Here is a 26,141-nt window from a genome sequence, read left to right on the forward strand (position 1 = left end):
TACGGGGCCAGGCCTTACGGGGCTAGACCGGGCCCGCCAGCGCCGCCACCGGCGTCGTCAGCGGGGTGCCCGAGCCGTCGCGGCGCGGGTCCTGCTCCGGCAGCTCCACCGGTGCGCCGTTCTTCGCCGTCGCGCGCGCCGGAGCCGTGCCCGCCCAGGCCAGGATGAGGATGTCCTCGCCCTTGAGGAACCGCTGGCAGCGCACGCCGCCGGTGGCCCGGCCCTTGCGCGGGTACTGGTCGAACGGCGTCAGCTTCGCCGACGTCTCCGTGTCGCCCAGCAGCGTGCCCGCCGTACCGGCCACCGTGAAGACCACCGCGTCCGCCGCCGGGTCCACAACCGTGAAGGAAATCACCTTGGCGCCCTCGGCGAGCTTGATGCCCGCCATACCGCCCGCGGCCCGGCCCTGCGGCCTGACCTGCCCCGCCGGGTAGCGCAGCAGCTGGGCGTCGTCCGTGATGAAGACCAGGTCCTCGTCGCCGGTGCGCAGCTCGGCCCCGCCGACGATCCGGTCACCGTCCTTGAGGGTGATGACCTCCAGCTCGTCCTTGTTGGCCGGGTAATCGGGGACCACCCGCTTGACCACACCCTGTTCGGTACCGAGCGCGAGCCCCGGCGAGGACTCGTCGAGCGTGGTGAGGCAGATCAGCGACTCGTCCGGCTCAAGGGAGGACAGGAACTCCGTGACCGGCGCCCCGCCCGAGAGGTTCGGCGCGGACGCGGTGTCGGGCAGCTGGGGCAGGTCGATCACCGCCAGCCGCAGCAGCCGGCCGGACGACGTCACCGCGCCCACGTCGCCGCGCGCCGTGGCGGGCACGGCCGAGACGATCACGTCGTGCTTGGTGCGCCGGGCGTCGTCCACGGCGAGGGGCTCGCCGTTGGCCGTACGGGCCAGCAGGCCGGTCGAGGACAGGAGGACCCGGCAGGGGTCGTCCGCGACCTCCAGCGGCACCGCGGCGACCGGCGAACTTCCCGACTCCAGCAGCACGGTGCGCCGGTCGGTGCCGAACTTCTTCGCCACCGCCGCCAGTTCTGCCGAGACCAGCTTGCGCAGCTCGGCGTCCGAGTCCAGGATCCCGGTCAGCTCGTCGATCTCGCCGGTCAGCCGGTCCCGCTCGGCCTCGAGCTCGATCTTGTCGAACCTGGTGAGCCGGCGCAGCGGCGTGTCCAGGATGTACTGCGTCTGGATCTCGCTCAGCGAGAAGTGCTCGATGAGCCGCTCCTTCGCCTGCGCCGAGTTGTCGCTGGAACGGATGAGGCGGATGACCTCGTCGATGTCGAGCAGCGCGACGAGCAGGCCCAGGACCAGGTGCAGCCGGTCACGCCGCTTGGTACGGCGGAACTCGCTGCGGCGGCGTACGACCTCGAATCGGTGGTCGAGATAGACCTCCAGCAGCTCCTTCAGCCCCAGCGTCAGCGGCTGGCCGTCAACCAGCGCCACGTTGTTGATGCCGAAGGTCTCCTCCATCGGCGTCAGCTTGTAGAGCTGCTCCAGAACGGCCTCGGGGACGAAACCGTTCTTGATCTCGATCACCAGACGCAGGCCGTGCATGCGGTCCGTGAGGTCCTTGACGTCCGCGATGCCCTGGAGCTTCTTCGACGAGACCAGGTCCTTGATCTTGGCGATCACCTTCTCCGGACCCACGGTGAAGGGCAGTTCGGTGACGACCAGGCCCTTGCGGCGCGCCGTCACGTTCTCCACGGTGGCCGTCGAGCGGATCTTGAAGGTGCCGCGGCCGTTCTCGTACGCGTCCTTGATGCCGCCGAGGCCGACGATGCGGCCGCCGGTCGGCAGGTCGGGACCGGGCACGAACCGCATCAGCGTCTCGAGGTCCGCGCCGGGATGCTTGATCAGGTGCCGGGCGGCGGCGACGACCTCACCCAGGTTGTGCGGCGGCATGTTCGTCGCCATGCCGACGGCGATCCCCGACGCGCCGTTGACCAGCAGGTTCGGGTACGCCGCGGGAAGCGCGACGGGCTCGCGCTCCTGCCCGTCGTAGTTCGGGTTGAAGTCGACCGTGTCCTCGTCGATCGACTCGGTCATCAGCGACGTGGCGTCGGCCATCCGGCATTCGGTGTACCGCATGGCGGCCGGCGGGTCGTCGTTGCCGAGCGATCCGAAGTTGCCGTGCCCGTCGACGAGCGGCAGGCGCATCGAGAAGGGCTGCGCCATGCGCACGAGCGCGTCGTAGATCGAAGCGTCGCCGTGCGGGTGCAGCTTGCCCATCACCTCGCCGACGACGCGGGCGCACTTCACGTAGCCGCGGTCGGGCCGCAGCCCCATCTCGTTCATCTGGTAGACGATGCGTCGGTGCACCGGCTTCATGCCGTCGCGGGCGTCGGGCAGCGCTCGCGAGTAGATCACCGAGTACGCGTACTCGAGGAAGGAGCCCTGCATTTCGTCGACGACGTCGACATCGAGGATCTTCTCCTCGAACGCATCGTCCGGCGGCGGGGTCTTCGTGCTGCGGCGGGCCATCGCGGCTGCGGCTCCTTCGCGGTTCTGTAGGGCGAGTTCTTGGGGCTGTACTGAGGTCTGTACTTGGGTCTGTGCTTGGGTCTGTTCTCGGGTCTGACGCCGACCATTGTGGACCGGCGCACTGACAACGCCGACCTCGACCCGTCCGTAGCGCCTACTCGGGCGTTCCCTGAGGGCGTACACCGGCCGGGAACTTCGCCAGGTGTCAGTGCGCTTGCATACAGTGGCAGGACTTCTCCATATCGCGATCGAAGGGACGTACATGCCCATGGGTCACACGGCCACAGCGCAGGCCGGTTCCGGCGGCCTGACAGCGACTGAGCACCGGCTGGCCAACGGCCTGCGCGTGGTGCTCTCCGAGGACCACCTGACCCCGGTCGCCGCGGTCTGCCTCTGGTACGACGTAGGTTCGCGCCACGAGGTCAAGGGCCGTACGGGCCTTGCTCACCTTTTCGAGCACCTGATGTTCCAGGGCTCGGCTCAGGTCAAGGGCAACGGTCACTTCGAGCTGGTGCAGGGTGCGGGCGGTTCGCTCAACGGCACGACCAGCTTCGAGCGCACCAACTACTTCGAGACGATGCCCGCCCACCAGGTGGAGCTGGCTCTGTGGCTGGAAGCCGACCGGATGGGCTCGCTGCTCTCCGCGCTCGACGAGGAGTCCATGGAGAACCAGCGCGACGTCGTCAAGAACGAGCGCCGCCAGCGGTACGACAACGTCCCGTACGGTACCGCGTTCGAGAAGCTGACCGCCCTCTCCTACCCGGAGGGCCACCCGTACCACCACACGCCGATCGGCTCGATGGCCGACCTGGACGCCGCGACCCTCGAAGACGCGCGTGCCTTCTTCCGTACGTACTACGCGCCGAACAACGCGGTGATCTCGGTCGTCGGCGACATCGACCCGGAGCAGACGCTCGCCTGGATCGAGAAGTACTTCGGCTCCATCCCGTCCCACGACGGCAAGCAGCCGCCGCGCGACGGCACACTGCCCGACATCATCGGCCAGGAGCTGCGCGAGGAGATCCGCGAAGAGGTCCCGGCCCGCGCGCTGATGGCCGCCTACCGGCTGCCGCACGACGGCACCCGCGAGGCCGACGCCGCCGACCTGGCACTCACCGTCCTCGGCGGCGGCGAGTCCTCCCGGCTGCACAACCGCCTGGTCCGCCGCGACCGTACGGCCGTCGCCGCCGGCTTCGGGCTGCTGCGCCTGTCCGGCGCGCCCTCGCTCGGCTGGCTGGACGTCAAGACGTCGGCCGGCGTCGAGGTGCCCGACATCGAGCGCGCCGTCGACGAGGAGCTGGCCCGCTTCGCCGCCGAGGGCCCGACGCCCGAGGAGATGGAGCGCGCGCAGGCCCAGTTGGAGCGCGAGTGGCTCGACCGGCTCGGTACGGTCGCGGGCCGCGCCGACGAACTGTGCCGGTACGCCGTCCTGTTCGGCGACCCCCAGCTCGCGCTGACCGCCGTCGGGCGCGTCCTGGAGATCACGGCGGAGGAGGTCCAGGCGGCCGCCAAGGCCCGCCTGCGCCCGGACAACCGCGCGGTCCTGGTGTACGAGCCGACCCACGCGGCCGGCGAAGCCGACGCCGACGACACCACCGCTGCCGCCGGTGAGACCGCGACGCAGGAAGGGACGGACAAGTGACCGACACCGCAGCCGTGAACATGAAGTTCCACCCGCAGCCGCAGGGCGGTACCCCCACGCCGTGGGCCTTCCCCGCCCCCGAGCGCGGCTCCCTGCCCAACGGCCTGACCGTACTGCGCTGCCACCGCCCCGGCCAGCAGGTGGTGGCCGTCGAGGTCTTCCTCGCCGCCCCCCTGGAGGCCGAGCCGGCCGGCCTCGACGGCGTGGCCACGATCATGGCGCGGGCCTTCTCCGAGGGCACCGACAAGCACTCCGCCGAGGAGTTCGCCGCCGAGCTGGAGCGCTGCGGCGCCACACTCGACGCGTACGCCGACCATCCGGGCGTCCGGGTCTCCCTGGAAGTCCCCGTCTCCCGGCTGCCCAAGGCGCTCGGCCTGCTCGCCGACGCGCTGCGCGCCCCCGCCTTCGCGGAGAGCGAGATCGAGCGCCTGGTGGCCAACCGGCTCGACGAGATCCCGCACGAGACGGCCAACCCGTCCCGCCGCGCGGCCAAGCAGCTCTCCAAGGAGCTCTTCCCGGCCACCTCGCGCATGTCGCGTCCGCGCCAGGGCACCGAGGAGACGGTGGGGCAGATCGACTCCGGCGCCGTGCGGGGCTTCTACGCGGCGCACGTGCGCCCCGCGACCGCCACCGCCGTGGTCGTCGGCGACCTCGAGGGAACGGACCTGGACGCGATCCTGGCCGACACCCTGGGCGCGTGGAAGGGCGACACCGCCGAACCCCGCCCCGTACCGCCGGTGACCGCCGACGACACGGGCCGTGTGGTCATCGTGGACCGTCCCGGCGCGGTCCAGACGCAGCTGCTCATCGGCCGGATCGGACCCGACCGGCACGACAGCGTCTGGCCGGCCCAGGTCCTCGGCACCTACTGCCTGGGCGGCACGCTCACCTCCCGCCTCGACCGCGTCCTGCGCGAGGAGAAGGGGTACACGTACGGCGTGCGCGCCTTCGGCCAGGTGCTGCGCTCCGCCGCCGACGGGTCGGGCGCGTCGATGCTGGCGATCAGCGGCTCGGTGGACACGGAGTCCACGGGCCCGGCGCTCGAAGACCTCTGGAAGGTGCTGCGCACCCTCGCGGCCGAGGGCCTCACGGACGCCGAGCGGGATGTCGCCGTACAGAACCTGGTGGGTGTCGCGCCGCTCAAGTACGAGACGGCCGCGGCCGTCGCCGGCACGCTCGCCGATCAGGTCGAGCAGCACCTGCCGGACGACTTCCAGGCCCGGATGTACGCCCGCCTCGCGGAGACGGGCACCGTGGAGGCCACCGCGGCGGCCGTCAGCGCCTTCCCCGAGGACCACCTGGTCACGGTGCTCGTCGGGGACGCGTCGCAGATCGAGGAGCCCGTGAGGGCGCTGGGCATCGGTGACGTGACGGTGGTCAGCGGCTGACCTGCCGGAGCCAGACGCACAACTCATCCCAAAGCGGTGGATAGAGGGGCCCCGGAAGCCGAAAGGCTGCCGGGGTCCTTCTCTTATGTCCGTTTTGTTGTGGAGGTTGCCTGTCTGGCCTGTGGGGTGCGTTACAAAACGCCCTGTCTGTTTGGTGATTAAAAGATGTCCCGTTTAGCGTCTGTCCGGCTGTCCGTCAGCAGTGAGCCGCATCCGCGGCACCGGACAGTCATCGCCGAGTCCCCGTCAGGCGCGAGCCTGGGGAGCCGGGGACCCAATCAGTCCCTGGGGTGAATCGGACGTCCTTCGTGCGCACGTGCGACAGGGGTCCGTAGGAGACCTTCCTGCTCCGAACCCGTCAGCTAACCCGGTAGGCGAGAAGGAAGGAAAGGATCAGCCACTCCATGGCGTTCACCCGTGCCACCGGGAAGCACCGTCGTCCCAGCCGTCTGACGCGCAAGAGCGCGAACATGGCGGGCGTCGCAGCCCTCGCGACCACCGGCGTCATCGGAGGCCTGGCCTCTCCGGCCCTCGCCGCCGAAACGGCCGTTGCCGCCGAGGACACCGGCCTCACCCAGGCCATCGTCATCGGCGACTCCCTCGCCGACCAGATCGCCGCCCAGGCCGAGGCGCAGCAGCACGCCGCCGACAAGGCGGAGGCCGAGCGCAAGGCCGAGGCGAAGCGCAAGGCGGAAGCGAAGCGCAAGGCGGAGGCCAAGGCCAAGGCGGAGGCCGAGGCGGAGGCCGAGGCGCGGGCCAGGAAGGAGCGCGAGGAGCGCGCGGCCAAGGAGCGCGCCGCCCGCGAGGCGGAGCGCAAGCGCCTCAACGGCTACACCCTTCCCGTCGCCGGCTCCGCCGTGACCACCGGCTACAAGACCGGCGGCAACCTCTGGTCCTCCGGCAGCCACTCCGGCGTCGACTTCCGCGCCGCGTCCGGCAGTTCCGTCGTCTCCGTCGGTGCGGGCACCGTCGTCGAGGCCGGCTGGGGCGGGGCGTACGGCAACAACATCGTCATCCGGATGAACGACGGCACGTACACGCAGTACGGCCACCTGTCGTCCCTCGGCGTCTCGGTCGGCCAGTCCGTCGCGTCGGGCCAGCAGATAGGCATCTCGGGCTCGACCGGCAACTCGACCGGGCCGCACCTGCACTTCGAGGCGCGCACGTCCCCCGAGTACGGCTCCGACATGGACCCGGTCGCGTACCTGCGCGCGCACGGCGTGAACGTCTGACGGACAGTCGTACGGAAGGCCCCGGTTTCCCCGCCGGGGCCTTCCGCATGTCCAAAAGCCGTCCATTGATTCCGGCCTCCCGTCGGAAATCGCGGAATGCTGCAATAGAGTCACCGAACAAGCGTCGGTCGACCGCGTTTCGCGGGGATTAAGGCGGAGGTCCGGTCATGCGCATTCCCGCGCAATCGGTATGCACAGCAATCCGTGACGACATCGTTTCCGGTGTCTTCGCGCGGGGCAGCAGGCTCACCGAAGAGCTGCTGGCACGCCGTTACGGTGTCTCGCGTGTCCCGGTGCGCGAGGCGCTGCGCACGCTGGAGTCCGAGGGATTCGTCACCACCCGCCGGCACGCGGGCGCCTGCGTGGCCGAGCCCACCGAGCAGGAGGCCGCCGACCTGCTGGAGGTACGGACGCTGCTCGAGCCGCTGAGCGCGGCCCGCGCCGCCCAGCGGCGCAACGAGGCCCATCTCAAGGTGCTGCGGGGCCTGGTGAGGCTCGGCCAGGAGCGGGCCCGCAGGGGCGAGGGTGAGGATCTGCGCTCGCTGGGCAGCTGGTTCCACGAGACGCTCGTGCAGGCCTCGGGCAGTCCTGGGCTCACCGCCCTGCTCATCCAGCTCCGGCACAAGATCGCCTGGATGTACGCCGTCGAGCACCCGGCCCGCCCCGCCGAGGCATGGGCCGAACACGGCGCGATCGTCGACGCCGTGGCGCGCGGCGATGCCGAACGGGCCCGCGCCCTGACGGCCCTGCACGCCGAACGCGCGGTGGCCGCGCACCGGTTGCGGCGCCCGGGTCCGGGTCCGGCGCGTGAGCGCGAGCGCGGGCAGGCACGCGTGAGGACTTCGCAACATGCCGTAAACACCGTGGGCGGCCGCCATTAACAGCGGCGCCGTATACAAAGAGGGTGAATTGGCGGGGGCTGATTTCCGCTGCCCGCATTTCGAGTCGTATGCCGTCGCGTAAAGCGAAAAAGAGCCGCGGCGCCCCGAATTCGGGGGCCACGGCTCCTTCGTGTGCGGTATGCGTCAGAATTCGCCCGTCCGAGTGGTCAGACGGTCTCGGGAAGCTCGTCCAGACCTTCGGAGACCAGCTTCGCCAGGCGGTCGAGAGCGGCGTCCGAGCCGTCGGCCTCGGAAGCGAGCACGAGCTCTTCGCCACCCTGCGCGCCCAGGCCGAGCACCGCGAGCATGGAGGCGGCGTTGACCGGCTTGCCGTCGGCCTTGGCGACCGTCACGGGAACACCCGAGGCGGTCGCGGCGCGAACGAAGATGGAGGCGGGCCGGGCGTGCAGGCCTTCGGCCCAGCCGACGGTGACACGGCGCTCAACCATGGTGTTGCCCTTCATGTTTTTGTCTAGACCAGCCTGACGGTTGTCTAGACCAGTCTCTCATGTCGCGCGGGGCGGCCGGCCCCCGGCTCTGTGCCGGCCCCGCGCCGCGGCCTCAGCCTGCCTTGCCCCGAGCGGGCCCGCGACCCGTAGGCTTTCGTCATGCAGCCCTCGCAGGAGCAGGCCTCGCCGGACCGCAGCGGGCACCACGCGTACCCGGCTCACTGGGAAGCCGATGTGGTCCTGCGCGACGGAGGTACGGCGCGGATCCGCCCCATCACCGCCGACGACGCGCAGCGCCTGGTCAGCTTCTACGAGCAGGTGTCGGACGAGTCGAAGTACTACCGCTTCTTCGCACCGTACCCCCGCCTTTCCGACAAGGACGTCCACCGCTTCACCCACCACGACTACGTGGACCGGGTGGGCTTGGCGGCGACGGTGAGCGGCGAGTTCATCGCCACCGTCCGGTTCGACCGCATCAACGCGCAGGGGCGCCCGTCCTCCGGCCCCGACGCCGACCTGGCCGAGGTCGCGTTCCTCGTCCAGGACGCCCATCAGGGCCGCGGCGTCGCCTCCGCTCTCCTCGAACACATCGGCGCGGTCGCGAGGGAGCGCGGGATCCGGCGCTTCGTGGCGGAGGTGCTGCCCGCCAACTCCAAGATGATCAAGGTCTTCACGGACGCGGGCTACACGCAGAAGCGCAGCTTCGAGGACGGCGTCGTCCACCTCGAATTCGACCTGGAGCCGACCGACCGCTCCGTCGCCGTGCAGCGCGCCCGCGAACACCGCGCGGAGTCCCGTTCGGTGCAGCGCCTGCTCGGCCCCGGCTCGGTCGCGATCGTCGGGACGGGGCGCGCGCCGGGCGGGGTGGGGCGTACGGTCCTGCGCAATCTGCTCGCCGCCGGGTTCACGGGTCGTACGTACGCCGTGAACCGGGCCTTCCCCGAGGACCTCACCGAGTTCGACGGCGTGCCCGCTCACCGCTCGGTGGCCGGGATCGGCGAGGCCGTCGACCTCGCGGTCGTCGCCGTACCGGCCGAACGGGTGCCGGAGGTGGTCGCGGACTGCGGCGAGAGCGGCGTCCAGGGGCTGGTCGTCCTCTCCGCCGGGTACGCCGAGAGCGGCGCCGAGGGGCGGGCGCGGCAGCGCGAACTGGTTCGGCAGGCCCGTTCGTACGGCATGCGGATCATCGGCCCGAACGCCTTCGGCGTCATCAACACGTCGGACGCGGTACGCCTCAACGCCTCCCTCGCGCCGGAGCCGCCCGCGCGGGGCCGCATCGGCCTGTTCACGCAGTCGGGCGCGATCGGCATCGCGCTGCTGTCGGGGCTGTACCGGCGGGGCGCGGGCCTTTCGTCGTTCATTTCGTCAGGAAACCGGGCGGACGTGTCCGGCAACGACTTCCTCCAGTACTGGTACGACGATCCGGACACCGACGTCGTCCTCCTCTACCTGGAGTCGATCGGCAACCCGCGCAAATTCACCCGCCTCGCCCGGCGGACGGCCGCGGCGAAGCCGGTCGTGGTGGTCAAGGGGGCGCGCCACAGCGGGAGTACGCCGCCGGGGCACGCGGTGCCCGCCACGCGCATCCCCGACGCGACGGTGTCCGCGCTGCTGCGGCAGGCGGGCGTGATCCGCGTCGACACGGTCACCGAGCTCGTCGACGCGGGGCTGCTGCTGGCCGGCCAGCCGCTGCCGGCCGGGCCGCGGGTCGCGATCCTGGGCAACTCGGAGTCCCTCGGCCTCCTCACCTACGACGCCTGCCTGGCGGAAGGCCTTCGCCCGCTGCCGCCGCTGGACCTGACGACGGCCGCGACGCCGGCGGACTTCCGCGCGGCGCTGGCCGGGGCGCTGGCGAACGGGGCGTGCGACGCGGTGGTGGTCACGGCGATCCCGTGGGTCGGCGAGGGCGGAGTGACGGAGTCGGGCGACGGGGAGGTGCTGGCGGGAGCGCTTCAGGAGGCGGCGGCATCGGGGCCGGCGAAGCCGGTGGCGGTGGTCCACGTGGAAATGGGCGCGCTGGCGGACGCGCTCGCCGCGGCGACGAGCACGGCCCGCCCTATGCCTACGGCGCCGGGGCCGGGTTCGGCAGCGGGGGATCGCGAGCCGGGGACCGCTGCGCGGAGCTCTTCCCCTACCCGACCCTTCCCGAACCGGGGCGCTGCCCCGGACCCCGGTCCTCAAACGCCGGACGGGCTGGATTCGGCCACGGTACGAGGTCTGCGTGCGGACATGGACGCCCCTGCGGGGCGGGATGCGCCCGCCGACCCGGAGAATCGAGCCCGTCCGGCGATTGAGGACACGCCCGAAGGGCGGCCGGGGGCCCGGGGGCATGCCCCCTCACGCGGCGGAGCCGCAAATGTCGCAGCCGGGAAGGGACGGGGTGGGGAACAAGCCGCCTCGGCCGGGTCGCAGCCCGCCGACACCCGCCGCATCCCCGCCTACCCCGCCGCCGAACGCGCGGTGCGCGCCCTCGCCGAGGCCGTCAAGTACGCGCAGTGGCGGCGGCAGGCCGCCGACCCCGGGCGGGTGCCCGAGTACGACGACATCGACGAGGCCGGGACCGCCGGCCAGATCCGCGCGCTGCTGGGCGAGGGCGGAGGCGAGGGAGTGGCGCAGGGCAAAGGCATCGGCGTGGGTGGCGCCCGGCCCCGCTCCATTGCCCTGGCCGACGACGCCGCCCGTGAACTCCTCGGGCGGTACGGGATCGACGTACGCCCGACCCTGCCCGCACCACGCCCCGACGACGCCGTCGCCGCGGCAGCCCGGCTCGGTTACCCCGTCGCGCTCAAGACCACCGCCCCGCACCTGCGCCACCGCCCCGACCTCGGCGCCGTACGCCTCGACCTGGCCGACGAGCCGGAACTGAGGCGGGCGTACCGAGAATTGACCGACGCCCTCGGCAAGCCGGAAGAGCTCCAGCTCGTCGTCCAGGCCATGGCCCCCCGAGGCGTCGACACCGTCGTCAAGGCCTCCATCGACGCCGCGGCGGGCGCCGTGCTCTCCTTCGGGCTCGCCGGAGCCGCCTCCGAGCTGCTCGGCGACATCGCTCACCGGCTGGTTCCGGCCACCGACCGGGACGCCGCCGAGCTCATCAGGTCGATCCGGACCGCCCCCCTCCTCTTCGGCTGGCGCGGTTCGGACCCGGTCGACACCGCCGCGCTCGAAGAGCTCCTGCTGCGCGTCTCACGGCTCGTCGACGATCACCCGGAAGTGGTCGGCATCGCCCTTGAGCCCGTGGTCGTGGCCCCGCACGGCCTGTCCGTCCTCGGCGCGACCGTACGCCTCGCGCCCCCGCCCGCCCGCGACGACCTCGGCCCCCGCCGCCTCCCCAGTTACTGAGCCGTCCCACAGTCAGCCGCGGTCATCCACAGACCCGGCATCGCGGCCCCCGGCGCCCCGTAGGATGGAGGGCATGGCGAAGACCGGTACGACGACCCAGGGGCTGCGCGCGGCGATCGAGCGCAGCGGCTACTACCCGGCCCTTGTGGCCGAAGCGGTGGAGGCCGCTGTCGGCGGCGAGCCGGTCTCTTCATTTCTGGTGCACCAGGAGACGACCTTCGACTCCAACGAGGTCCGCCGCCACGTCACCGTGCTCGTCCTGACCGGCAACCGCTTCATCGTCAGCCACACCGACGAGCAGGCCGCCGACACCACCTCCCCGGCTCCGTACGCCACCACCTCCACCGAGTCGGTCAAGCTCGACCGCATCTCGTCGGTCGTGGTCAGCCGCGTCGTCGCCAACCCGGAGAAGTACGTGCCGGGCACACTGCCCCGCGAGGTCGTCCTGACCATCGGCTGGGGCGCCGTATCCCGTATCGACCTGGAGCCCGCCGCCTGCGGCGACCCCAACTGCGAGGCGGACCACGGCTACACCGGCAACACCACCGCCGACGACCTGAGCCTGCGCGTCAGCGAGGCCGGCGACGGTCCGGACACCGTCCGCCAGACGCTCGCGTTCGCCCAGGCGCTCTCCGAAGCGACCGCCGCGGCCGACCGCTGATGGCGCAGCCCGCCTGGTCCGACCCGGTTCCGCTCGCCCTGGACACCGCGCCCGTCCCCGAGTACGGCACCGGCTCGCTCGCGGACCTCCTGCCGACCCTCGCGGCAGGCATGGGCGTACCCGGCATGAGTGCCACGATCCCCGAGCTCGAGCCCGCCGACCGCAACTGCGTGTTCCTGATCGACGGTCTCGGCTGGGAGCAGATCAAGGCGCACCCGGAAGAGGCCCCGTACCTCCACTCCCTGCTCGGCAGCTCGCGCGGCGGCACCGGCCGCCCCCTGACAGCGGGTTTCCCCGCCACCACCGCGACCTCGCTCGCCTCGGTCGGCACCGGCCTGCCTCCCGGCGCGCACGGCCTGCCCGGCTACACCGTCCGCGACCCGGACACCGGCGCGCTGATGAACCAGCTGCGCTGGAAGCCGTGGACCGACCCGCACGTCTGGCAGCCGTACCCCACGGTCTTCCAGCTCGCCGACGCCGCGGGCGTGCACACCGCGCAGGTGTCCGCACCGGACTTCCAGCACACCCCGCTCACCAAGATCGCGTTGAGCGGCGGCACCTTCCGCGGCAAGCTGACCGGCGAGGACCGGATGGACCTGGCCGCCGCCGAACTGGCCGCCGGCGACCGCTCGCTCGTCTACACGTACTACAGCGAGGTCGACGGCAAGGGCCACCGCTTCGGCATCGACTCCGACGCCTGGCGCGGCCAGCTGATGTACGTCGACCGGCTCGCCCAGCGCCTCGCCGAGCAGCTGCCGCCCCGCGCGGCGCTGTACATCACCGCCGACCACGGCATGATCGACATCCCCTTCGACGAGGAGTCGCGCATCGACTTCGACGAGGACTGGGAGCTGGGCGCGGGAGTCGCCCTGCTGGGCGGCGAGGGCCGGGCCCGTCATGTGTACGCCGTCCCGGGCGCCCGGACCGACGTGCTCACCGTCTGGCGCGAGGTGCTCGGCGAGCAGTTCTGGGTGGCGAGCAGGGACGAGGCGATCGCGGCCGGCTGGTTCGGCCCGGTGGTCGACGAACGGGTGCACGGACGCATCGGCGACGTCGTCGCCGCGGCCCACGACGACGTGGTGATCACCGCGTCGCGCCGTGAGCCGCACGAGTCCGCGATGGTGGGGATGCACGGCTCCATGACGGCCGCCGAGCAGCTCGTCCCGCTCCTCGAAGTCCGTTCGTAACCCCAGCGACGCCACGCCCCACCCCGCACCGAACCGAAAGGCCCTCAACCCCTCATGCCCGAGCTGGTGTTCTTCTCCGGAACGATGGACTGCGGAAAGAGCACCCTCGCTCTTCAGATCGAGCACAACCGGTCGACCCGCGGCCTCCAGGGCATGATTTTCACCCGCGACGACCGGGCGGGCGAGGGCAAGCTCTCCTCCCGCCTCGGCCTGGTCACCGACGCGGTCGAGGCCGCCGAGGGCTTCGACTTCTACGCGTACCTCGTCGCCCACCTCTCCCAGGGCAACCGCGCCGACTACGTGATCGTGGACGAGGCGCAGTTCCTCGCCGGCGAGCAGATCGACCAGCTGGCCCGCGTCGTCGACGACCTGGAGCTGGACGTCTTCGCCTTCGGCATCACCACCGACTTCCGCTCCAAGCTCTTCCCCGGCTCGCAGCGCCTGGTCGAACTCGCCGACCGGGTGGAAGTGCTCCAGGTCGAGGCGCTGTGCTGGTGCGGCGCGCGGGCCACGCACAACGCCCGCACGATAGGCGGCGAGATGGTTGTCGAGGGCGCCCAGGTCGTCGTCGGTGACGTCAACCAGGCGCCGGACGAGGTCGGTTACGAGGTGCTGTGCCGCCGTCACCACCGCCGCCGGATGACCGCCGCGGCCGCGCACGCCGGGGCGCTCTCTCCCGACGTGCTGCCCGTCGACCCGTCCTCGTTCACCGACTCCGTCAGCCGGGCGTCGTCGTCACGATCGTGAACACCGCGCCCTCCGGGTCCGATACGGTCGCCACCCGGCCGGTCGCCGCGTCGTGGGGCGGCCGCAGCACATGTCCACCGAGCTCGGTCACCACACGGGCCGACTCGTCGCTGTTCTCGACCTCGAAGTACGTCATCCAGTGCGCACCCCTGTCGCGCGGCAGGGCCTGGCCCACGCCACGCACCGAGGCCACCGGGCGGCCGTCGAGGCGCAGCGTCAGACGGTCGAGGTCGCCAGGGGCCGCGGTCGGGGTCTCCGCTTCCACGTCGAAGCCGAAGACAGCCGCGTAGAACTTGCCGACCGTCGACGTCTCGCGCGTCATCAGCTCGTTCCAGACCGGAGTGCCATGGGTTCCGGCGAGCGCCGTGCCCAGATGGGACGCGGCCTGCCAGACGCCGAAGACCGCGCCCGCCGGGTCCGAGCCGATCGCCATCCGGCCGGCGTCGCCCGCGTCGAGCGGCCCGACCCCGACGGTGCCGCCGTGGCTCCTGATCGACTCGGCCGTGACATCGGCGTCCTCGGCGGCGAGGTACGGCGTCCAGGCGATGGGCAGATGCCGGTCGGGCGGCAGTTGCCCGATGCCCGCGATCTCCTTGCCGTCGAGCATGGCCCGTACGTACGGGCCGAGCTGCTGCGGTCCCGGCTGGAACTCCCAGCCGAACAGCGCTCCGTAGAAATCCTGGGTGGTGGCCAGGCCGTGCACCATCAGGCTCACCCAGCAGGGCGCACCGGGCGTCCGCCGCCGGGTCGCTGCCTCGGTCATCGTCACTCTCTCCTCGGACCATCGTGGTGGTCGTGCGGGAACGGGCGCCCCGTTGCAAAGCCGTGAAGCCGTGAAGGGGCGCGCCCGTGCAGATGCTTGCACCACCTGTCGTGCCGCGCGTCCCGGCCGCGCCGCTTTCTCTGGGTTCCCGCAGGAGAATGCCCGAATTGGCATTTCCCATCCGCTTCGGCGCCGTGGCCGTACGGTGTCGGTCGCACTGAAGGCTGCGCGAGGATGGCACTTATGAATGCCATCATCACCGCAGCCGAACTCGCCGGCGAGCTGACGGAAGACAGGCCGCCGGTCCTCCTGGACGTCCGCTACGAGATGGGCGGACCGCACGGCCGCGCCGCCTACGAGGCCGGCCACATCCCGGGAGCGGTCTTCGTCGACCTCGAAGCGGAACTCGCCGATCCGCCGGGGCCCCGAGGCCGCCACCCGCTCCCCGATGTCGAGGCCTTCGGCGCCGTCATGCGCCGCGCGGGCGTTTCCCAGGGCGCCCCTGTCGTCGTGTACGACGGCGGGCAGGGCTGGGCCGCGGCGCGTGCCTGGTGGATGCTGCGCTGGACCGGCCACCCCGACGTACGGGTTCTGGACGGTGGCCTGGCGCAGTGGACGGGCCCGGTCGAGTCGCAATTGCCCACCCCGGCCCCAGGCGATTTCCGGCCAGTCCCGGGGTCCGTACGGCTCCTCGAAGCCGACGACGCAGCCGAACTGGCCCGTACCGGGCTGCTGCTCGACGCGCGGGCGGGCGAGCGGTACCGGGGGGAGGTGGAGCCGATCGACAAGGTCGCCGGCCACATCCCGGGCGCCGTGTCCGCTCCGACCATGGAGAACGTCGGGCCCGACGGCCGCCTGCTGCCCGCGCCCGAGCTGGCCGCCCGCTTCAAGTCGCTGGGCGCCGGCGAGGACCGGCCGGTCGGCGTCTACTGCGGCTCGGGCGTCTCCGCGGCCCAGCAGGTGCTGGCGCTGGAGGTCGCGGGCATCCCGGCGGCGCTGTACGTGGGGTCGTGGTCGGAGTGGTCGGCCGACGAGTCCCGTCCCGTGGCCACCGGGGCGGACCCCCGGTAACTCCCGTAACTCCGCATGCGCAGAGGCCCGTACACCATCCGTACGGGCCCCTGGGCGCAAAGCGTCTAGTCCTGCTTCTTGCGACGCGTACCGAACACGATCTCGTCCCAGCTCGGTACGGCCGCCCGCCGCCCGGGACGGACCCCGTCGGCCTCGGCCTGGCGGTCCGTCGTACCGGTGAGCCGGTCGCGATGACCTGCGACGGCGCGCGGCATGAGCACATCGGCGTACGCCGCACCGGCTCCCGAGGCGGCGGACGCGGCGGGCTCCTCGGCCTCCGGCTCCTCGGCCGATACGGGCTCGGTCGTCGGTGGCTCGGGCGGCGGCGCGGGCCGCTCGGGCACGACCATGTCGCCGCGGAAGCTCGGCACCGCCTCCAGCAGGCTGGTCAGCGAATCCCGCTCACTGCCGACGGACTCGTCCGGCTCGGGCGCGGTGGGCCGCTCCAGCTGCCGGTCGAGCGCGCGGTCCAGCGGCCGGTCCCTGGGCAGCCGGGCGATCCGCGGTACGAACGGGAAGCTCGGCTCGGGCGCGGCCGCCATGGCCGTGTCGTCCGTCTCACCGATCAACGCGCGCGCCTCGTCGTCCACGGCCTGTACGAGCCGCCGGGGCGGGTCGTACGTCCAGCTCGCGGAGTGGGGCTCGCCCGCGACGCGGTAGACCAGCAGCACTTCCCACGTACCGTCGTCGCGCCGCCAGGAGTCCCACAGAACGGTTTCCTTGTCGGCGCCGCGCAGCAACAGCCGCTCCTGCACGGCCTCACCGAGCTGGGGCCCGGTCCCGGTGTTCTCTCCGGGGCGGCGTACCGGTGTCTTCCTGGCGCGTTCGGCCATGAAGGCGCGTTCGGCGAGCACGGGTCCTTCGAAGCGGCGCACGCGGTCGACGGGGATACCGGCGTGCTGAGCGACCTCCTCGGCGGAGGCACCGGCGCGTATACGCGCCTGGATGTCGCGAGGGCGGAGGTGGCTCTCCACCTCGATCTCGATCTGGCCGAGACGGGCGCGGTCGTTGCGCACCGCGGCACGCAGCCGCTCATCGATCGGAAGCGTGTACTCCGTGCTGTCAGCAGCCTTCAGCACCAGTCGTGTGCCGTCATTCGAGACGGCCACGACACGCAGTTCGGGCATGGGAACCTCCCGGGTGGTGCCTGCCGACGTCACGTGCGTCGCTGCTTCCGCTAGTCGAGTGTGGCCTGCCCGGGTGCAGCCTGCCACAACCTTGCCCAGTTGCCCGGCGTGTCGGGCATCAGCCCGGGAACGCCGTTATGGCACGGTTACCATTTCGCCACTCATAGTGACTGCCTCGTCACTGTGTGCGGCGGGCGTCCGCGATGGAGGCCGGACCCAGGGCTCGCCACAGTACTCCATTCGGGCCATGGGGGTGGACCGGCGCGCCACCGAAGTTCTCGTGGGGTACGGGAGTTGAGTCCGCCGGTTCGCCGCCGCGACCCCTCCCACGTGGCCTGCTTCACAGATTCTCCGGAAACGGAACTATCCCCTTCGCCCAAATGTCCCTTCATGTTGCGGGGTGGAACAGATAGGCCAGATGGGTGAGATGGGTAATCAGAGGCTGAGCACGGACGGGAAGCGGGAGACCGGCCCGGTGACCGACAGGGAGGAGCCGAAGAATCCGCGACTCGACTTGAGCGTGGCGCAGGTAGCGGGGAGCGCGGTGGCCGCGGTCGTGGCGGCGGTGCTGGCCTCCAAGCTCGGCGTGTACGGGACGATCATCGGCGCGGGAGTGGTCAGTGTCGTCGCGACCAGCGGCGGCACGGTCTTCCAGCATCTCTTCCGGCGCACCGGGGAACAGATCCGCGAGGTCACGGTCCACGCGAAGCCGAAGGTGGCCGGCGCCCGTCAGGTGACGGGGACTCGGGTGCTGCGCCGGGTCGCGGTGCCGACGGGCCTCGCGAAGGGGGAGTTGAGCGAGGAGTTCGGCGAGGCCACTACGCACGGCACGCGGGTGCGGGGCTGGAAGCGCTCCGTCATCGCGGCGGTCGTCGTCTTCGTCGTGGCCATGGGTGGCATCACGGCGTACGAGCTGCTCTCGGGCGGCGACCTCAGCGGCGGCAAGGGCAGCACGGTCGGGAACGTCTTCCGCGGCGCCGACCAGCACCGCCGGAAGACCCCGCCGGCGGATGCGCCTGCGCCATCGGCGGACACCCCTGGCGGTGGCGGCTCGGCGACGCCGGGGCCAGAGACCCCGGACCAGCGGCCCGGCGCCTCTGGCGCGGGCACCGGAGGCGCCGGCACCTCACCCGACCCCGGCGGGACGCCGCCCACGACGCCGGACGACAGCGGCGGCGCGACCGAGGAGGCGACCCCGGCACCGACACCGACTCCTACTCCGCCGGCGTCCGGCAGTGCCGGTGATGAAACCGGCGCAGGCTCGGGCGATGACCCGTCGACGGGCGGCGTCGGTGGCGGCGACGACGCGCCGGCGAAAACCCCTGCCCCGTAGGCCGGGGCAGGGGTTCGCGGGGTCTCAGTCGCCCAGCACGCGGCGCAGGTAGTCGTTGGCGAAGAGGCGCTGCGGGTCCAGCCGGTCGCGCAGCGCCGTGAACTCGGCGAAGCGCGGGTAGACCCCGGCAAGGTACTCCGCGTCGCGCGTGTGCACCTTGCCCCAGTGCGGCCGCCCGCCGTGCGCGGTCATGATCCGCTCCACCGCGGTGAAGTACGCCTGGTAGGGCGTGCCCCGGTAGAGGTGCACCGCGATGTACGCCGTGTCCCTGCCCGACGCCGTGGAGAGCGTGATGTCGTCCGCCGGAGCCGTGCGTACCTCCACCGGGAAACCGACACGCAGGCGCGAGCGCTCGATCAGCGCCTTCACCTCGCGCAGCGCCGCCACCGCCGCCTCGCGCGGAACGGCGTACTCCATCTCCATGAAGCGCACCCGGCGGGGGCTTGTGAAGACCTTGTAGGGAATGTCCGTGTACGTACGGGCGGACAGCGCGCGGCTGGAGACCTTGGCGATCGTGGGGACGGCCGCCGGAAACGCCCGGCCCACCGAACAGGCCACCTGGAAGAGGCCGTTGGAGAGAAGTTCGTCCTCGACCCAGGCGCTGACCCTGCCGGGAGGGGCCGCCGGGCCCGCGCTGCGGTTGTTGCGCTTGGTGTTGCAGTTGCCGGTGTGGGGGAACCAGTAGAACTCGAAGTGCTCGTTCTCGGCATGCAGCGCGTCGAAGTCGGCCGTGACCCGGTCGAACGTCATCGGCTCCTCGCGCGCCGTCAGCAGGAAGATCGGCTCCACGGTGAACGTGATGGCCGTGACCACGCCCAGCGCGCCGAGCCCGACCCTGGCCGCCGCGAAGACGGCTCGCTCTTCGGCGGTCCCCTTCTCGGAGCACGTGAGCAGCGTGCCGTCCGCCAGCACCAGTTCCAGCGCCACGATCTGCGCCGCCGTCGCGGCCGAGTCGCGGCCCGTGCCGTGCGTCCCGGTGCTGGTCGCGCCGGCCACCGTCTGCTCCATGATGTCGCCCATGTTGGTGAGCGACAGGCCCTCCCGGGCGAGCGCCACGTTCAGGCGCTTGAGCGGAGTACCGGCTTCCACGGTCACGGTCCCGGCCGCCCGGTCGATCCGGCGAATGCCGGTCAGCAGGTCGGGGCGTATCAGCACGCCATCGGTCGCGGCGGCCGCCGTGAACGAGTGGCCCGTGCCGACCGGCTTCACCCTCAGGCCGTCCGCCGCGGCCCTGCGTACCGCCTCGGCGAGCTCCTCGGCCGAGGCGGGGGACACTTCCCGCACCGGACGGGCGGTGACGTTCCCCGCCCAGTTACGCCACGTGCTGGCTCTCCTGGACGCCGTCCTCGATGTGCCGGCCATCTGTCCCGTGCCCTCCCCGCGTCGGCGCCGGCGTGCGAAGCCGGCGATACCCCAGGAACGCCACGACGGCCGCGAGAGCTCCCGCCGCGACGGGCACCGCGTACCCCGCGTCCGCCCCCGCCGCGTCGACCACCCAGCCTGCGGCCGAGGAACCGAGAGCGACGCCGACGGCGAGCCCGGTCCCTGTCCAGGTCATGCCCTCGGTCAGTTTGGTGCGCGGTACGTGCTGCTCGATGAGAGCCATGGTCGTCACCATCGTCGGTGCGATGGAAAGGCCCGCGACAAAGAGCGCCACGGCCAGCAACGGCAAGTTCCCGGCCAGTAGGAGGGGGATCATACTCACGGCCATCGCGCAGACGCCCACCAGCCACCTGGTGGACGCCCGCCCCTTGAGATGCAGCAGCCCGAAGACCGCTCCCGCGAGGCAGGAACCGAGCGCGTACACGGCGAGGACGAGACTGGCCGCGGCCTTGTGGCCCTGCTCGTCCGCGAATGCCACCGTCACCACGTCGATCGACCCGAAGATCGCGCCGACGGCCACGAAGGTGGCCACCAGCACCTGGAGCCCGCGGGAGGCCAGCGCGGAGCCTCCCGTGTGCTGGTCGCGCGGATACGGAACGGGCTCGGTGGCACGCTGGGCGGTCAGCCAGAAGACGCCGATCGTCAGGAACACGGCGGCGAGCAGCGGTCCGGCCTCCGGGAACCACGCGGTCGACAGCCCGATGGCGAGGATCGGGCCGAAAATGAAGCAGACCTCGTCGGCGATCGACTCCCAGGAGTACGCCGTGTGCAGCTCGCGCGGGGAGCCCCGGTAGATCTCCGCCCAGCGGGCCCTGACCATCGAGCCGACGCTCGGTACGCATCCGGCCCCCGCCGCGAACACGAACAGCGTCCACTCGGGCGCGCCCTGCTGGGCGCAGATCAGCAGGCCCGCGACCGCCGCGACCGCGACCAGGGTGGCGGGGCGCAGAACGCGCCGCTGCCCGTACCGGTCGACGTAACGCGATATCTGGGGGCCCATCACGGCGGCCGCCATGGCGAGCGTCGCGGAAAGGGCGCCCGCCAGCCCGTACCGGCCGGTGATCTGGGAAATCATGGTGACGATGCCGATGCCCATCATGGAAATCGGTATTCGGCCGAAGAAACCGGCGACGGAGAACGCCTTGGCGCCGGGGGCGGCGAAGATCGCGCGGTAAGGACTGGGCAAGGGGCGCTCCGGTAAGGCGTATAGATGGGACTTGCATCTTACGGCCGCCCGACGGCGGGCCGCACGGCGGTTTCACCGCCGCCGCGCGCGGGTGGCAGGATCGTTCCCATGCCCGATCAGCGCGATCCCGCCCCTTACGACGCCCTGCTGCTTCTCTCCTTCGGCGGCCCCGAAGGCCCGGACGACGTGGTCCCGTTCCTGGAGAACGTCACCCGCGGCCGCGGCATCCCCAAGGAGCGGCTCAAGGAGGTGGGGCAGCACTACTTCCTCTTCGGCGGAGTCAGCCCGATCAACGAGCAGAACCGCTCGCTGATCGACGCCCTGCGCAAGGACCTCGCCGAGCACGCTCCGGACGGCCTGCCCGTCTACTGGGGCAACCGCAACTGGGCGCCGTACCTCGTCGACACCCTGCGCGAGATGGCCGCCGACGGCCGCCGCCGGATCGCCGTGCTCGCCACGAGCGCGTACGCCTCGTACTCCGGCTGCCGCCAGTACCGCGAGAACCTCGCCGAGGCGCTCGCGACGCTGGAGGCCGAGGGGATCGAGCCGCCGCGCGTCGACAAGCTGCGGCACTACTTCAACCATCCCGGTTTCGTACGGCCGATGGTCGACGGGGTCGTCAAGTCCCTGGCGGAGCTGGACGAGAGCGTACGGGCGGGCGCGCACCTCGCCTTCACGACGCATTCCATCCCGACCGCCGCGGCGGACACCTCCGGGCCGGTGGAGGGGCACGGTGACGGTGGTGCGTACGTCGCCGAGCACCTGGACGTGGCGCGGGTGATCGCCGAGGCGGTGCGCGAGGAGACCGGCGTCGCGCACCCCTGGCAGCTCGTCTACCAGTCGCGCAGCGGGGCGCCGCACATCCCGTGGCTGGAGCCGGACATCTGTGACCACCTGGAGGAGCGCCACGCGGCGGGCGCGCCGGCGGTGGTGATGGTGCCGATCGGCTTCGTCTCGGACCACATGGAGGTGTTGTACGACCTCGACACCGAGGCCACCGCCAAGGCCGCCGAACTCGGCCTGCCCGTGCGGCGGTCCGCGACCGTCGGCGCCGACCCGCGCTTCGCCGCCGCCGTCCGCGAGCTGTTGCTCGAGCGGGCGGCCGCCGAGCGGGGGCTTCCGGTGGAGCGGTGCGCGCTGGGGGCGCTCGGCCCCAGCCACGACCTCTGCCCGGTCGGGTGCTGCCCGGCCCGGGCCCCCAAGCCCGCGGCAGCGGGCGCCGACAGTCCGTACGCCTGACTCTGGGAGAGCCCGTGACCGACCCCCTCTTGTCCGAGCTGCTCGAACTCGCCCTGGAGGCCGCGCGGCGGGCCGGCGCGCTGCTGCGGGACGGGCGGCCGGCCGACCTCGGTGTGGCCGCGACCAAATCCAGTCCCATCGATGTCGTCACCGAGATGGACATCGCCGCCGAGAAGCTGATCACCGGCTTCCTCGCCGAACACCGGCCCGACGACGGCGTCCTGGGGGAGGAGGGCGCGAGCAGCGAGGGCACGAGCGGGGTGCGGTGGGTGATCGACCCGCTCGACGGCACGGTGAATTACCTGTACGGGCTGCCTACTTGGGCGGTGTCCATCGCGGCCGAGCTGGGCGGCGAGACGGTGGCCGGGGTCGTGGAGGCGCCGATGCGGGGGGAGACGTACCAGGCGGTGCGCGGCGGTGGCGCGTATGCCAACGGCGTCGCGCTGCGTGTGCGGCCCGCGCCGCCGCTCGACCAGGCTCTGGTCTCCACCGGCTTCAACTACGTCGCCACGGTGCGCAGCCACCAGGCGGACGTCGTGCAGCGGCTGATTCCGAGGCTGCGGGACATCCGGCGCAGTGGCTCGGCGGCCATCGACCTGAGCGATGTGGCCGCGGGGCGGCTGGACGGGTACTACGAGCGCGGGCTCAGTCCGTGGGATCTGGCCGCGGGGGATCTGATCGCGCGGGAAGCGGGGGCCGTGACCGGTGGGCGGCCGGGTGAGCGTCCGTCCGGGGCGCTGACGGTCGCGGCGTCGCCGGGCGTGTTCGAGCCGCTGCAGGCGCTCCTGGAGGACTTCGGCGCCTGGCACGACTAGGGCCGGGTGGCCTGCGGGGTTCTTCCCCACCCCACCCCACCCCTTCCCGGCCCTGGGGCAAGCCCCGGCAGGGACGCGCAAGGCCCCGGTGCCTTCCCCTGGCACCGGGGCCCTTCTGCACTCCGTACGGTCGACCGGCAGGAGGTTACGCGCTCGCGGCGGTGACCTGTACGCCGTGTTCCGCGGCGAGCCGGTGCAGGTCCTCCAGCTCCGCCTGCTCCACCTCCGCCAGGAAGTCGTCGCCCGTTTCACGAGCCATCGTGAGGTCGGATTCCGTGGCCTTTATGCGCTGCAGCAGGCCTGCGGTGAAAGCGTCCATGGGTTGCGCCCCCTCGTCATGGGTCGGTGGCACGGGGGTGTGCCGAGGGTGGGTGGATCGATCACGTGGCGTGCCGAATACAGGGCGTGATCGCGGGGTGTGCAGTCGTCCTCCCCACAGGCCGCCTCAGGAAAACCTCAACTCGCCCAGGAATCATGGAAATCCCCACTCATGGCCGCTCTGCGGCACCTGCCGCCCGTACCGCCTTACCGCCGGTTTATGGCCGAAAGGGGCAGGATGGCAGCACACAGTCAATGGCACAGACCTGCCCGCATGGGCAGATCAACGGAAGGAATGCGACGTGCGCGTACTCGTCGTCGAGGACGAGCAGCTGCTCGCCGATGCGGTTGCCACCGGACTGCGCCGGGAGGCCATGGCCGTCGACGTCGTGTACGACGGAGCGGCCGCCCTGGAACGTATCGGGGTGAACGACTACGACGTCGTCGTGCTGGACCGTGACCTTCCACTGGTCCACGGTGACGACGTCTGCCGGAAGATCGTCGAGCTGGGCATGCCCACCCGCGTCCTGATGCTCACCGCCTCCGGTGACGTCAGCGACCGCGTGGAGGGGCTGGAGATCGGCGCCGACGACTATCTGCCCAAGCCCTTCGCCTTCAGCGAGCTGACCGCGCGGGTACGGGCCCTCGGGCGCCGTACGACCGTGGCCCTGCCGCCCGTCCTGGAGCGCTCCGGCATCAAGCTCGACCCGAACCGCCGCGAGGTCTTCCGCGACGGCCAGGAGATCCAGCTGGCGCCGAAGGAGTTCGCGGTGCTGGAGGTGCTGATGCGCAGTGAGGGCGCCGTCGTGTCGGCCGAGCAGCTGCTCGAAAAGGCGTGGGACGAGAACACCGACCCGTTCACGAACGTCGTCCGCGTCACCGTCATGACGCTGCGCCGCAAGCTCGGCGAGCCGCCGGTCATCGTCACGGTGCCCGGCTCCGGCTACCGGATCTGACGCGCCATGGCCTCCACTCCGGTGCCGCCCGCGGCGCCGCCGAAACCGACCTGGGACCCGAGGGAGCAGGAACCCTCGTTCCCCTGGCTGCGCCCGACCATCCGGATACGGCTCACCCTGCTGTACGGCGGCATGTTCCTGATCGCGGGCATTCTGCTGCTCTCGATCATCTACCTGCTCGCCGCCCAGGCGCTCACGGTCGGCAGCGACCTGCCCTTCAAGATCGTCAGCGGCAGCGTCGAGAGCGCGGTGTGCAGCAACCTGCGGGAGCTGCCCAGCAACCCCTCGCCGGAGCAGTTCAACGCGGCCATGAACGCCTGCGTCAACCACCAGCGCCAGCAGGCGCTCGACCAGCTGCTCAGCCGCTCGCTGCTCGCCCTGCTCGGGCTGAGCATCATCGCCTTCGCGTTCGGTTACGCGATGGCGGGCCGCGTCCTCTCGCCGCTGGGCAGGATCACCCGTACCGCTCGCAGGGTGGCCGGCAGCGACCTGACCCGGCGGATCGAGCTGGACGGCCCCGACGACGAGCTCAAGGAGCTCGCCGACACCTTCGACGAGATGCTGGACCGCCTGGAGCGGGCGTTCACCGCTCAGCAGCGGTTCGTGGGCAACGCGTCGCACGAGCTGCGCACGCCGCTCGCGATCAACAGGACGCTGCTGGAGGTCCACCTCTCCGACCCCGGCGCGCCCCCCGAGCTCCAGCAGCTCGGCAAGACGCTCCTGGCCACCAACGAGCGCAGCGAGCAGCTCGTGGAGGGGCTGCTGCTGCTCGCCCGCAGCGACAACCAGATCGTCGAGCGCAAGCCGGTGGACCTGGCCGAGGTCGCCTCGCGCGCCATCGACCAGGCGCACGGCGAGGCGGCGGCGAAGGGCGTCGAGATCCGCGGCGAGCGCGCGCCCGCCGTCGTGCAGGGCAATGGCGTACTGCTGGAGCGGATCGCCCTCAACCTGGTGCAGAATGCCGTGCGCTACAACGTCCCGCAGGACGGCTGGGTCGAGGTCACCACCGAGAGCCGGCACGGCCAGGCACTCCTGGTGGTCTCGAACACGGGGCCAGTGGTTCCCGCGTACGAGATCGACAACCTCTTCGAGCCGTTCCGGCGCCTGCGCACGGAGCGCACCGGCAGCGACAAGGGCGTAGGTCTCGGCCTCTCGATCGCGCGTAGCGTCGCGAGGGCCCACGGAGGCCGTATCATCGCGGAGCCCCGCGAGGGCGGTGGCCTCGTGATGCGTGTGACGCTCCCGGTCTGAGACGTTTCGCGCAGCCACGCGGTTGTTCGCTTTAAGCGGAATTTTCTGGACCCGGCACGAGTCGGTCTGTGTGTGATCGATCACAGACTCGATTTTCCGGCCATCCACTCTCCGTGATCGCGGACCTCCCCGGAAAACCGGGAAAAGTCCGGGTTTCCTGGGGGTGAGATAACGGGAAGTACACGAGGTGGCGCTCGTGAAGTGCGACATTCGGACCGTGTACGGTCCCGATCGCCATCCAAACCGATCACTCCTGAGGGGATCGGTTGGGTGTCGATTGAGTAACAGACCTTGATGTGAGGCAAAATCTCCGCCTCAGGTCGGGCACAAGTCCGGCCTCTCACGCGTTACGTGCGCTGAGACACCGCAACTACCCAGAGGGGGAGAGCGACAGTGGCAACGGATTACGACACCCCACGCAAGACCGATGACGACGTCGAATCGGACAGCCTTGAAGAGCTCAAGGGACGTCGGAACGACAAGTCGACATCGGCCGTCGACGTGGACGAATTCGAGGCGGCGGAAGGGCTTGAACTGCCCGGCGCCGACCTTTCCAACGAAGAGCTCGCCGTTCGCGTCCTGCCCAAGCAGGCCGACGAGTTCACCTGCATGACCTGCTTCCTGGTGCACCACCGCTCCCAGCTGGCCAGGGAGAAGAACGGTCAGCCGATCTGCCGCGACTGCGACTAGGCGG

At 71.4% G+C, this 26,141-nt stretch carries 22 protein-coding genes and 1 riboswitch; of the genes, 15 read left to right on the plus strand and 7 right to left on the minus strand.

From position 1 onward, the window contains the following. Positions 1-22: 22 nt before the first annotated feature. Positions 23-2,479, minus strand: a complete 2,457-nt coding sequence (locus AC1P0E_RS25755; protein ID WP_482744485.1) for a DNA gyrase/topoisomerase IV subunit A — start codon at positions 2,477-2,479, stop codon at positions 23-25. A 262-nt stretch (positions 2,480-2,741) separates the two neighbouring features. Between AC1P0E_RS25755 and AC1P0E_RS25760 the strand changes: the two genes are divergently transcribed. The 4 genes from AC1P0E_RS25760 to AC1P0E_RS25775 all read left to right on the plus strand — a co-directional run bounded on the left by AC1P0E_RS25760 (position 2,742) and on the right by AC1P0E_RS25775 (position 7,622). Beyond that, positions 2,742-4,121 (plus strand): M16 family metallopeptidase, encoded by a 1,380-nt coding sequence (locus tag AC1P0E_RS25760; protein ID WP_482745897.1) that lies wholly within the window; start codon positions 2,742-2,744, stop codon positions 4,119-4,121. A gap of 20 nt (positions 4,122-4,141) precedes the next feature. After that, entirely contained in the window at positions 4,142-5,509 is a 1,368-nt protein-coding gene (locus tag AC1P0E_RS25765; protein WP_482745898.1) for a M16 family metallopeptidase, read from the plus strand. 223 nt (positions 5,510-5,732) lie between these two features. Then, positions 5,733-5,901: riboswitch (cyclic di-AMP (ydaO/yuaA leader) on the plus strand. A gap of 12 nt (positions 5,902-5,913) precedes the next feature. After that, positions 5,914-6,741, plus strand: a complete 828-nt coding sequence (locus tag AC1P0E_RS25770; RefSeq protein WP_482744486.1) for a M23 family metallopeptidase — start codon at positions 5,914-5,916, stop codon at positions 6,739-6,741. Between the two features lie 167 nt (positions 6,742-6,908). Then, positions 6,909-7,622, plus strand: a complete 714-nt coding sequence (locus tag AC1P0E_RS25775; protein ID WP_482744487.1) for a GntR family transcriptional regulator — start codon at positions 6,909-6,911, stop codon at positions 7,620-7,622. 167 nt (positions 7,623-7,789) lie between these two features. On the opposite strand, the gene AC1P0E_RS25780 is transcribed toward AC1P0E_RS25775, so the two are convergent. Beyond that, positions 7,790-8,071 (minus strand): HPr family phosphocarrier protein, encoded by a 282-nt coding sequence (locus tag AC1P0E_RS25780; RefSeq protein ID WP_482744488.1) that lies wholly within the window; start codon positions 8,069-8,071, stop codon positions 7,790-7,792. Between the two features lie 159 nt (positions 8,072-8,230). On the opposite strand from AC1P0E_RS25780, the gene AC1P0E_RS25785 reads away from it, so the two are divergent. The 4 genes from AC1P0E_RS25785 (at position 8,231) to AC1P0E_RS25800 (ending at position 14,005) form a co-directional block, all read left to right on the plus strand. Continuing rightward, positions 8,231-11,410: a bifunctional acetate--CoA ligase family protein/GNAT family N-acetyltransferase gene (locus AC1P0E_RS25785; protein ID WP_482744489.1), complete on the plus strand. Its 3,180-nt coding sequence runs from the start codon at positions 8,231-8,233 to the stop codon at positions 11,408-11,410. A gap of 73 nt (positions 11,411-11,483) precedes the next feature. Beyond that, positions 11,484-12,071 (plus strand): DUF5998 family protein, encoded by a 588-nt coding sequence (locus AC1P0E_RS25790; RefSeq protein WP_482744490.1) that lies wholly within the window; start codon positions 11,484-11,486, stop codon positions 12,069-12,071. Further along, complete coding sequence (locus AC1P0E_RS25795; RefSeq protein WP_482744491.1) at positions 12,071-13,258, plus strand: alkaline phosphatase family protein; 1,188 nt, start codon at positions 12,071-12,073, stop codon at positions 13,256-13,258. Before AC1P0E_RS25790 ends, AC1P0E_RS25795 begins: the two co-directional genes overlap by 1 nt. A 54-nt stretch (positions 13,259-13,312) precedes the next feature. After that, positions 13,313-14,005: a thymidine kinase gene (locus tag AC1P0E_RS25800; protein ID WP_482744492.1), complete on the plus strand. Its 693-nt coding sequence runs from the start codon at positions 13,313-13,315 to the stop codon at positions 14,003-14,005. Here the strand turns inward: AC1P0E_RS25800 and AC1P0E_RS25805 are convergent. Beyond that, positions 13,977-14,768, minus strand: coding sequence for a VOC family protein (locus AC1P0E_RS25805; protein ID WP_482744493.1), 792 nt, complete (start codon positions 14,766-14,768; stop codon positions 13,977-13,979). The two genes, AC1P0E_RS25800 and AC1P0E_RS25805, sit on opposite strands and share 29 nt — an antisense overlap. Positions 14,769-15,011: 243 nt before the next feature. Here AC1P0E_RS25805 and AC1P0E_RS25810 point away from each other — a divergent pair, with 243 nt between their 5' ends. Continuing rightward, positions 15,012-15,839, plus strand: coding sequence for a sulfurtransferase (locus AC1P0E_RS25810; RefSeq protein ID WP_482744494.1), 828 nt, complete (start codon positions 15,012-15,014; stop codon positions 15,837-15,839). A 65-nt stretch (positions 15,840-15,904) separates the two neighbouring features. Here the strand turns inward: AC1P0E_RS25810 and sepH are convergent, their stop codons facing one another. After that, positions 15,905-16,966, minus strand: a complete 1,062-nt coding sequence (sepH, locus tag AC1P0E_RS25815; RefSeq protein WP_482744495.1) for a septation protein SepH — start codon at positions 16,964-16,966, stop codon at positions 15,905-15,907. 475 nt (positions 16,967-17,441) lie between these two features. Here sepH and AC1P0E_RS25820 point away from each other — a divergent pair, with 475 nt between their 5' ends. Further along, complete coding sequence (locus tag AC1P0E_RS25820; protein WP_482744496.1) at positions 17,442-18,299, plus strand: hypothetical protein; 858 nt, start codon at positions 17,442-17,444, stop codon at positions 18,297-18,299. Between the two features lie 24 nt (positions 18,300-18,323). Here AC1P0E_RS25820 and AC1P0E_RS25825 read toward each other — a convergent pair whose 3' ends face one another. Together AC1P0E_RS25825 and AC1P0E_RS25830 are read right to left on the minus strand one after the other, a co-directional pair. Continuing rightward, on the minus strand, positions 18,324-19,661 hold the full coding sequence (locus AC1P0E_RS25825) for a D-arabinono-1,4-lactone oxidase (RefSeq protein WP_482744497.1): 1,338 nt from the start codon (positions 19,659-19,661) through the stop codon (positions 18,324-18,326). Beyond that, positions 19,612-20,868: an MFS transporter gene (locus AC1P0E_RS25830; RefSeq protein ID WP_482744498.1), complete on the minus strand. Its 1,257-nt coding sequence runs from the start codon at positions 20,866-20,868 to the stop codon at positions 19,612-19,614. The genes AC1P0E_RS25825 and AC1P0E_RS25830 overlap by 50 nt, the downstream gene beginning before the upstream one ends. A 108-nt stretch (positions 20,869-20,976) precedes the next feature. On the opposite strand from AC1P0E_RS25830, the gene AC1P0E_RS25835 reads away from it, so the two are divergent. Next, on the plus strand, positions 20,977-22,107 hold the full coding sequence (locus tag AC1P0E_RS25835; protein ID WP_482744499.1) for a ferrochelatase: 1,131 nt from the start codon (positions 20,977-20,979) through the stop codon (positions 22,105-22,107). A 14-nt stretch (positions 22,108-22,121) separates the two neighbouring features. Then, positions 22,122-22,922: an inositol monophosphatase family protein gene (locus AC1P0E_RS25840; protein ID WP_482744500.1), complete on the plus strand. Its 801-nt coding sequence runs from the start codon at positions 22,122-22,124 to the stop codon at positions 22,920-22,922. Between the two features lie 145 nt (positions 22,923-23,067). On the opposite strand, the gene AC1P0E_RS25845 is transcribed toward AC1P0E_RS25840, so the two are convergent. Then, positions 23,068-23,241, minus strand: a complete 174-nt coding sequence (locus tag AC1P0E_RS25845) for a hypothetical protein (RefSeq protein ID WP_167518296.1) — start codon at positions 23,239-23,241, stop codon at positions 23,068-23,070. Positions 23,242-23,542: 301 nt separating this feature from the next. Here AC1P0E_RS25845 and AC1P0E_RS25850 point away from each other — a divergent pair, with 301 nt between their 5' ends. The 3 genes from AC1P0E_RS25850 to AC1P0E_RS25860 all read left to right on the plus strand — a co-directional run bounded on the left by AC1P0E_RS25850 (position 23,543) and on the right by AC1P0E_RS25860 (position 26,137). Next, complete coding sequence (locus AC1P0E_RS25850; protein WP_028814147.1) at positions 23,543-24,196, plus strand: response regulator transcription factor; 654 nt, start codon at positions 23,543-23,545, stop codon at positions 24,194-24,196. Between the two features lie 6 nt (positions 24,197-24,202). Continuing rightward, a complete protein-coding gene (locus tag AC1P0E_RS25855; RefSeq protein WP_482744501.1) occupies positions 24,203-25,447 on the plus strand; it encodes a sensor histidine kinase in 1,245 nt (414 codons plus the stop codon). Positions 25,448-25,840: 393 nt separating this feature from the next. After that, entirely contained in the window at positions 25,841-26,137 is a 297-nt protein-coding gene (locus AC1P0E_RS25860) for a DUF4193 domain-containing protein (RefSeq protein WP_482744502.1), read from the plus strand. Positions 26,138-26,141 lie beyond the last annotated feature (4 nt).

Source organism: Streptomyces sp. TRD_SC_5 (assembly GCF_056836825.1).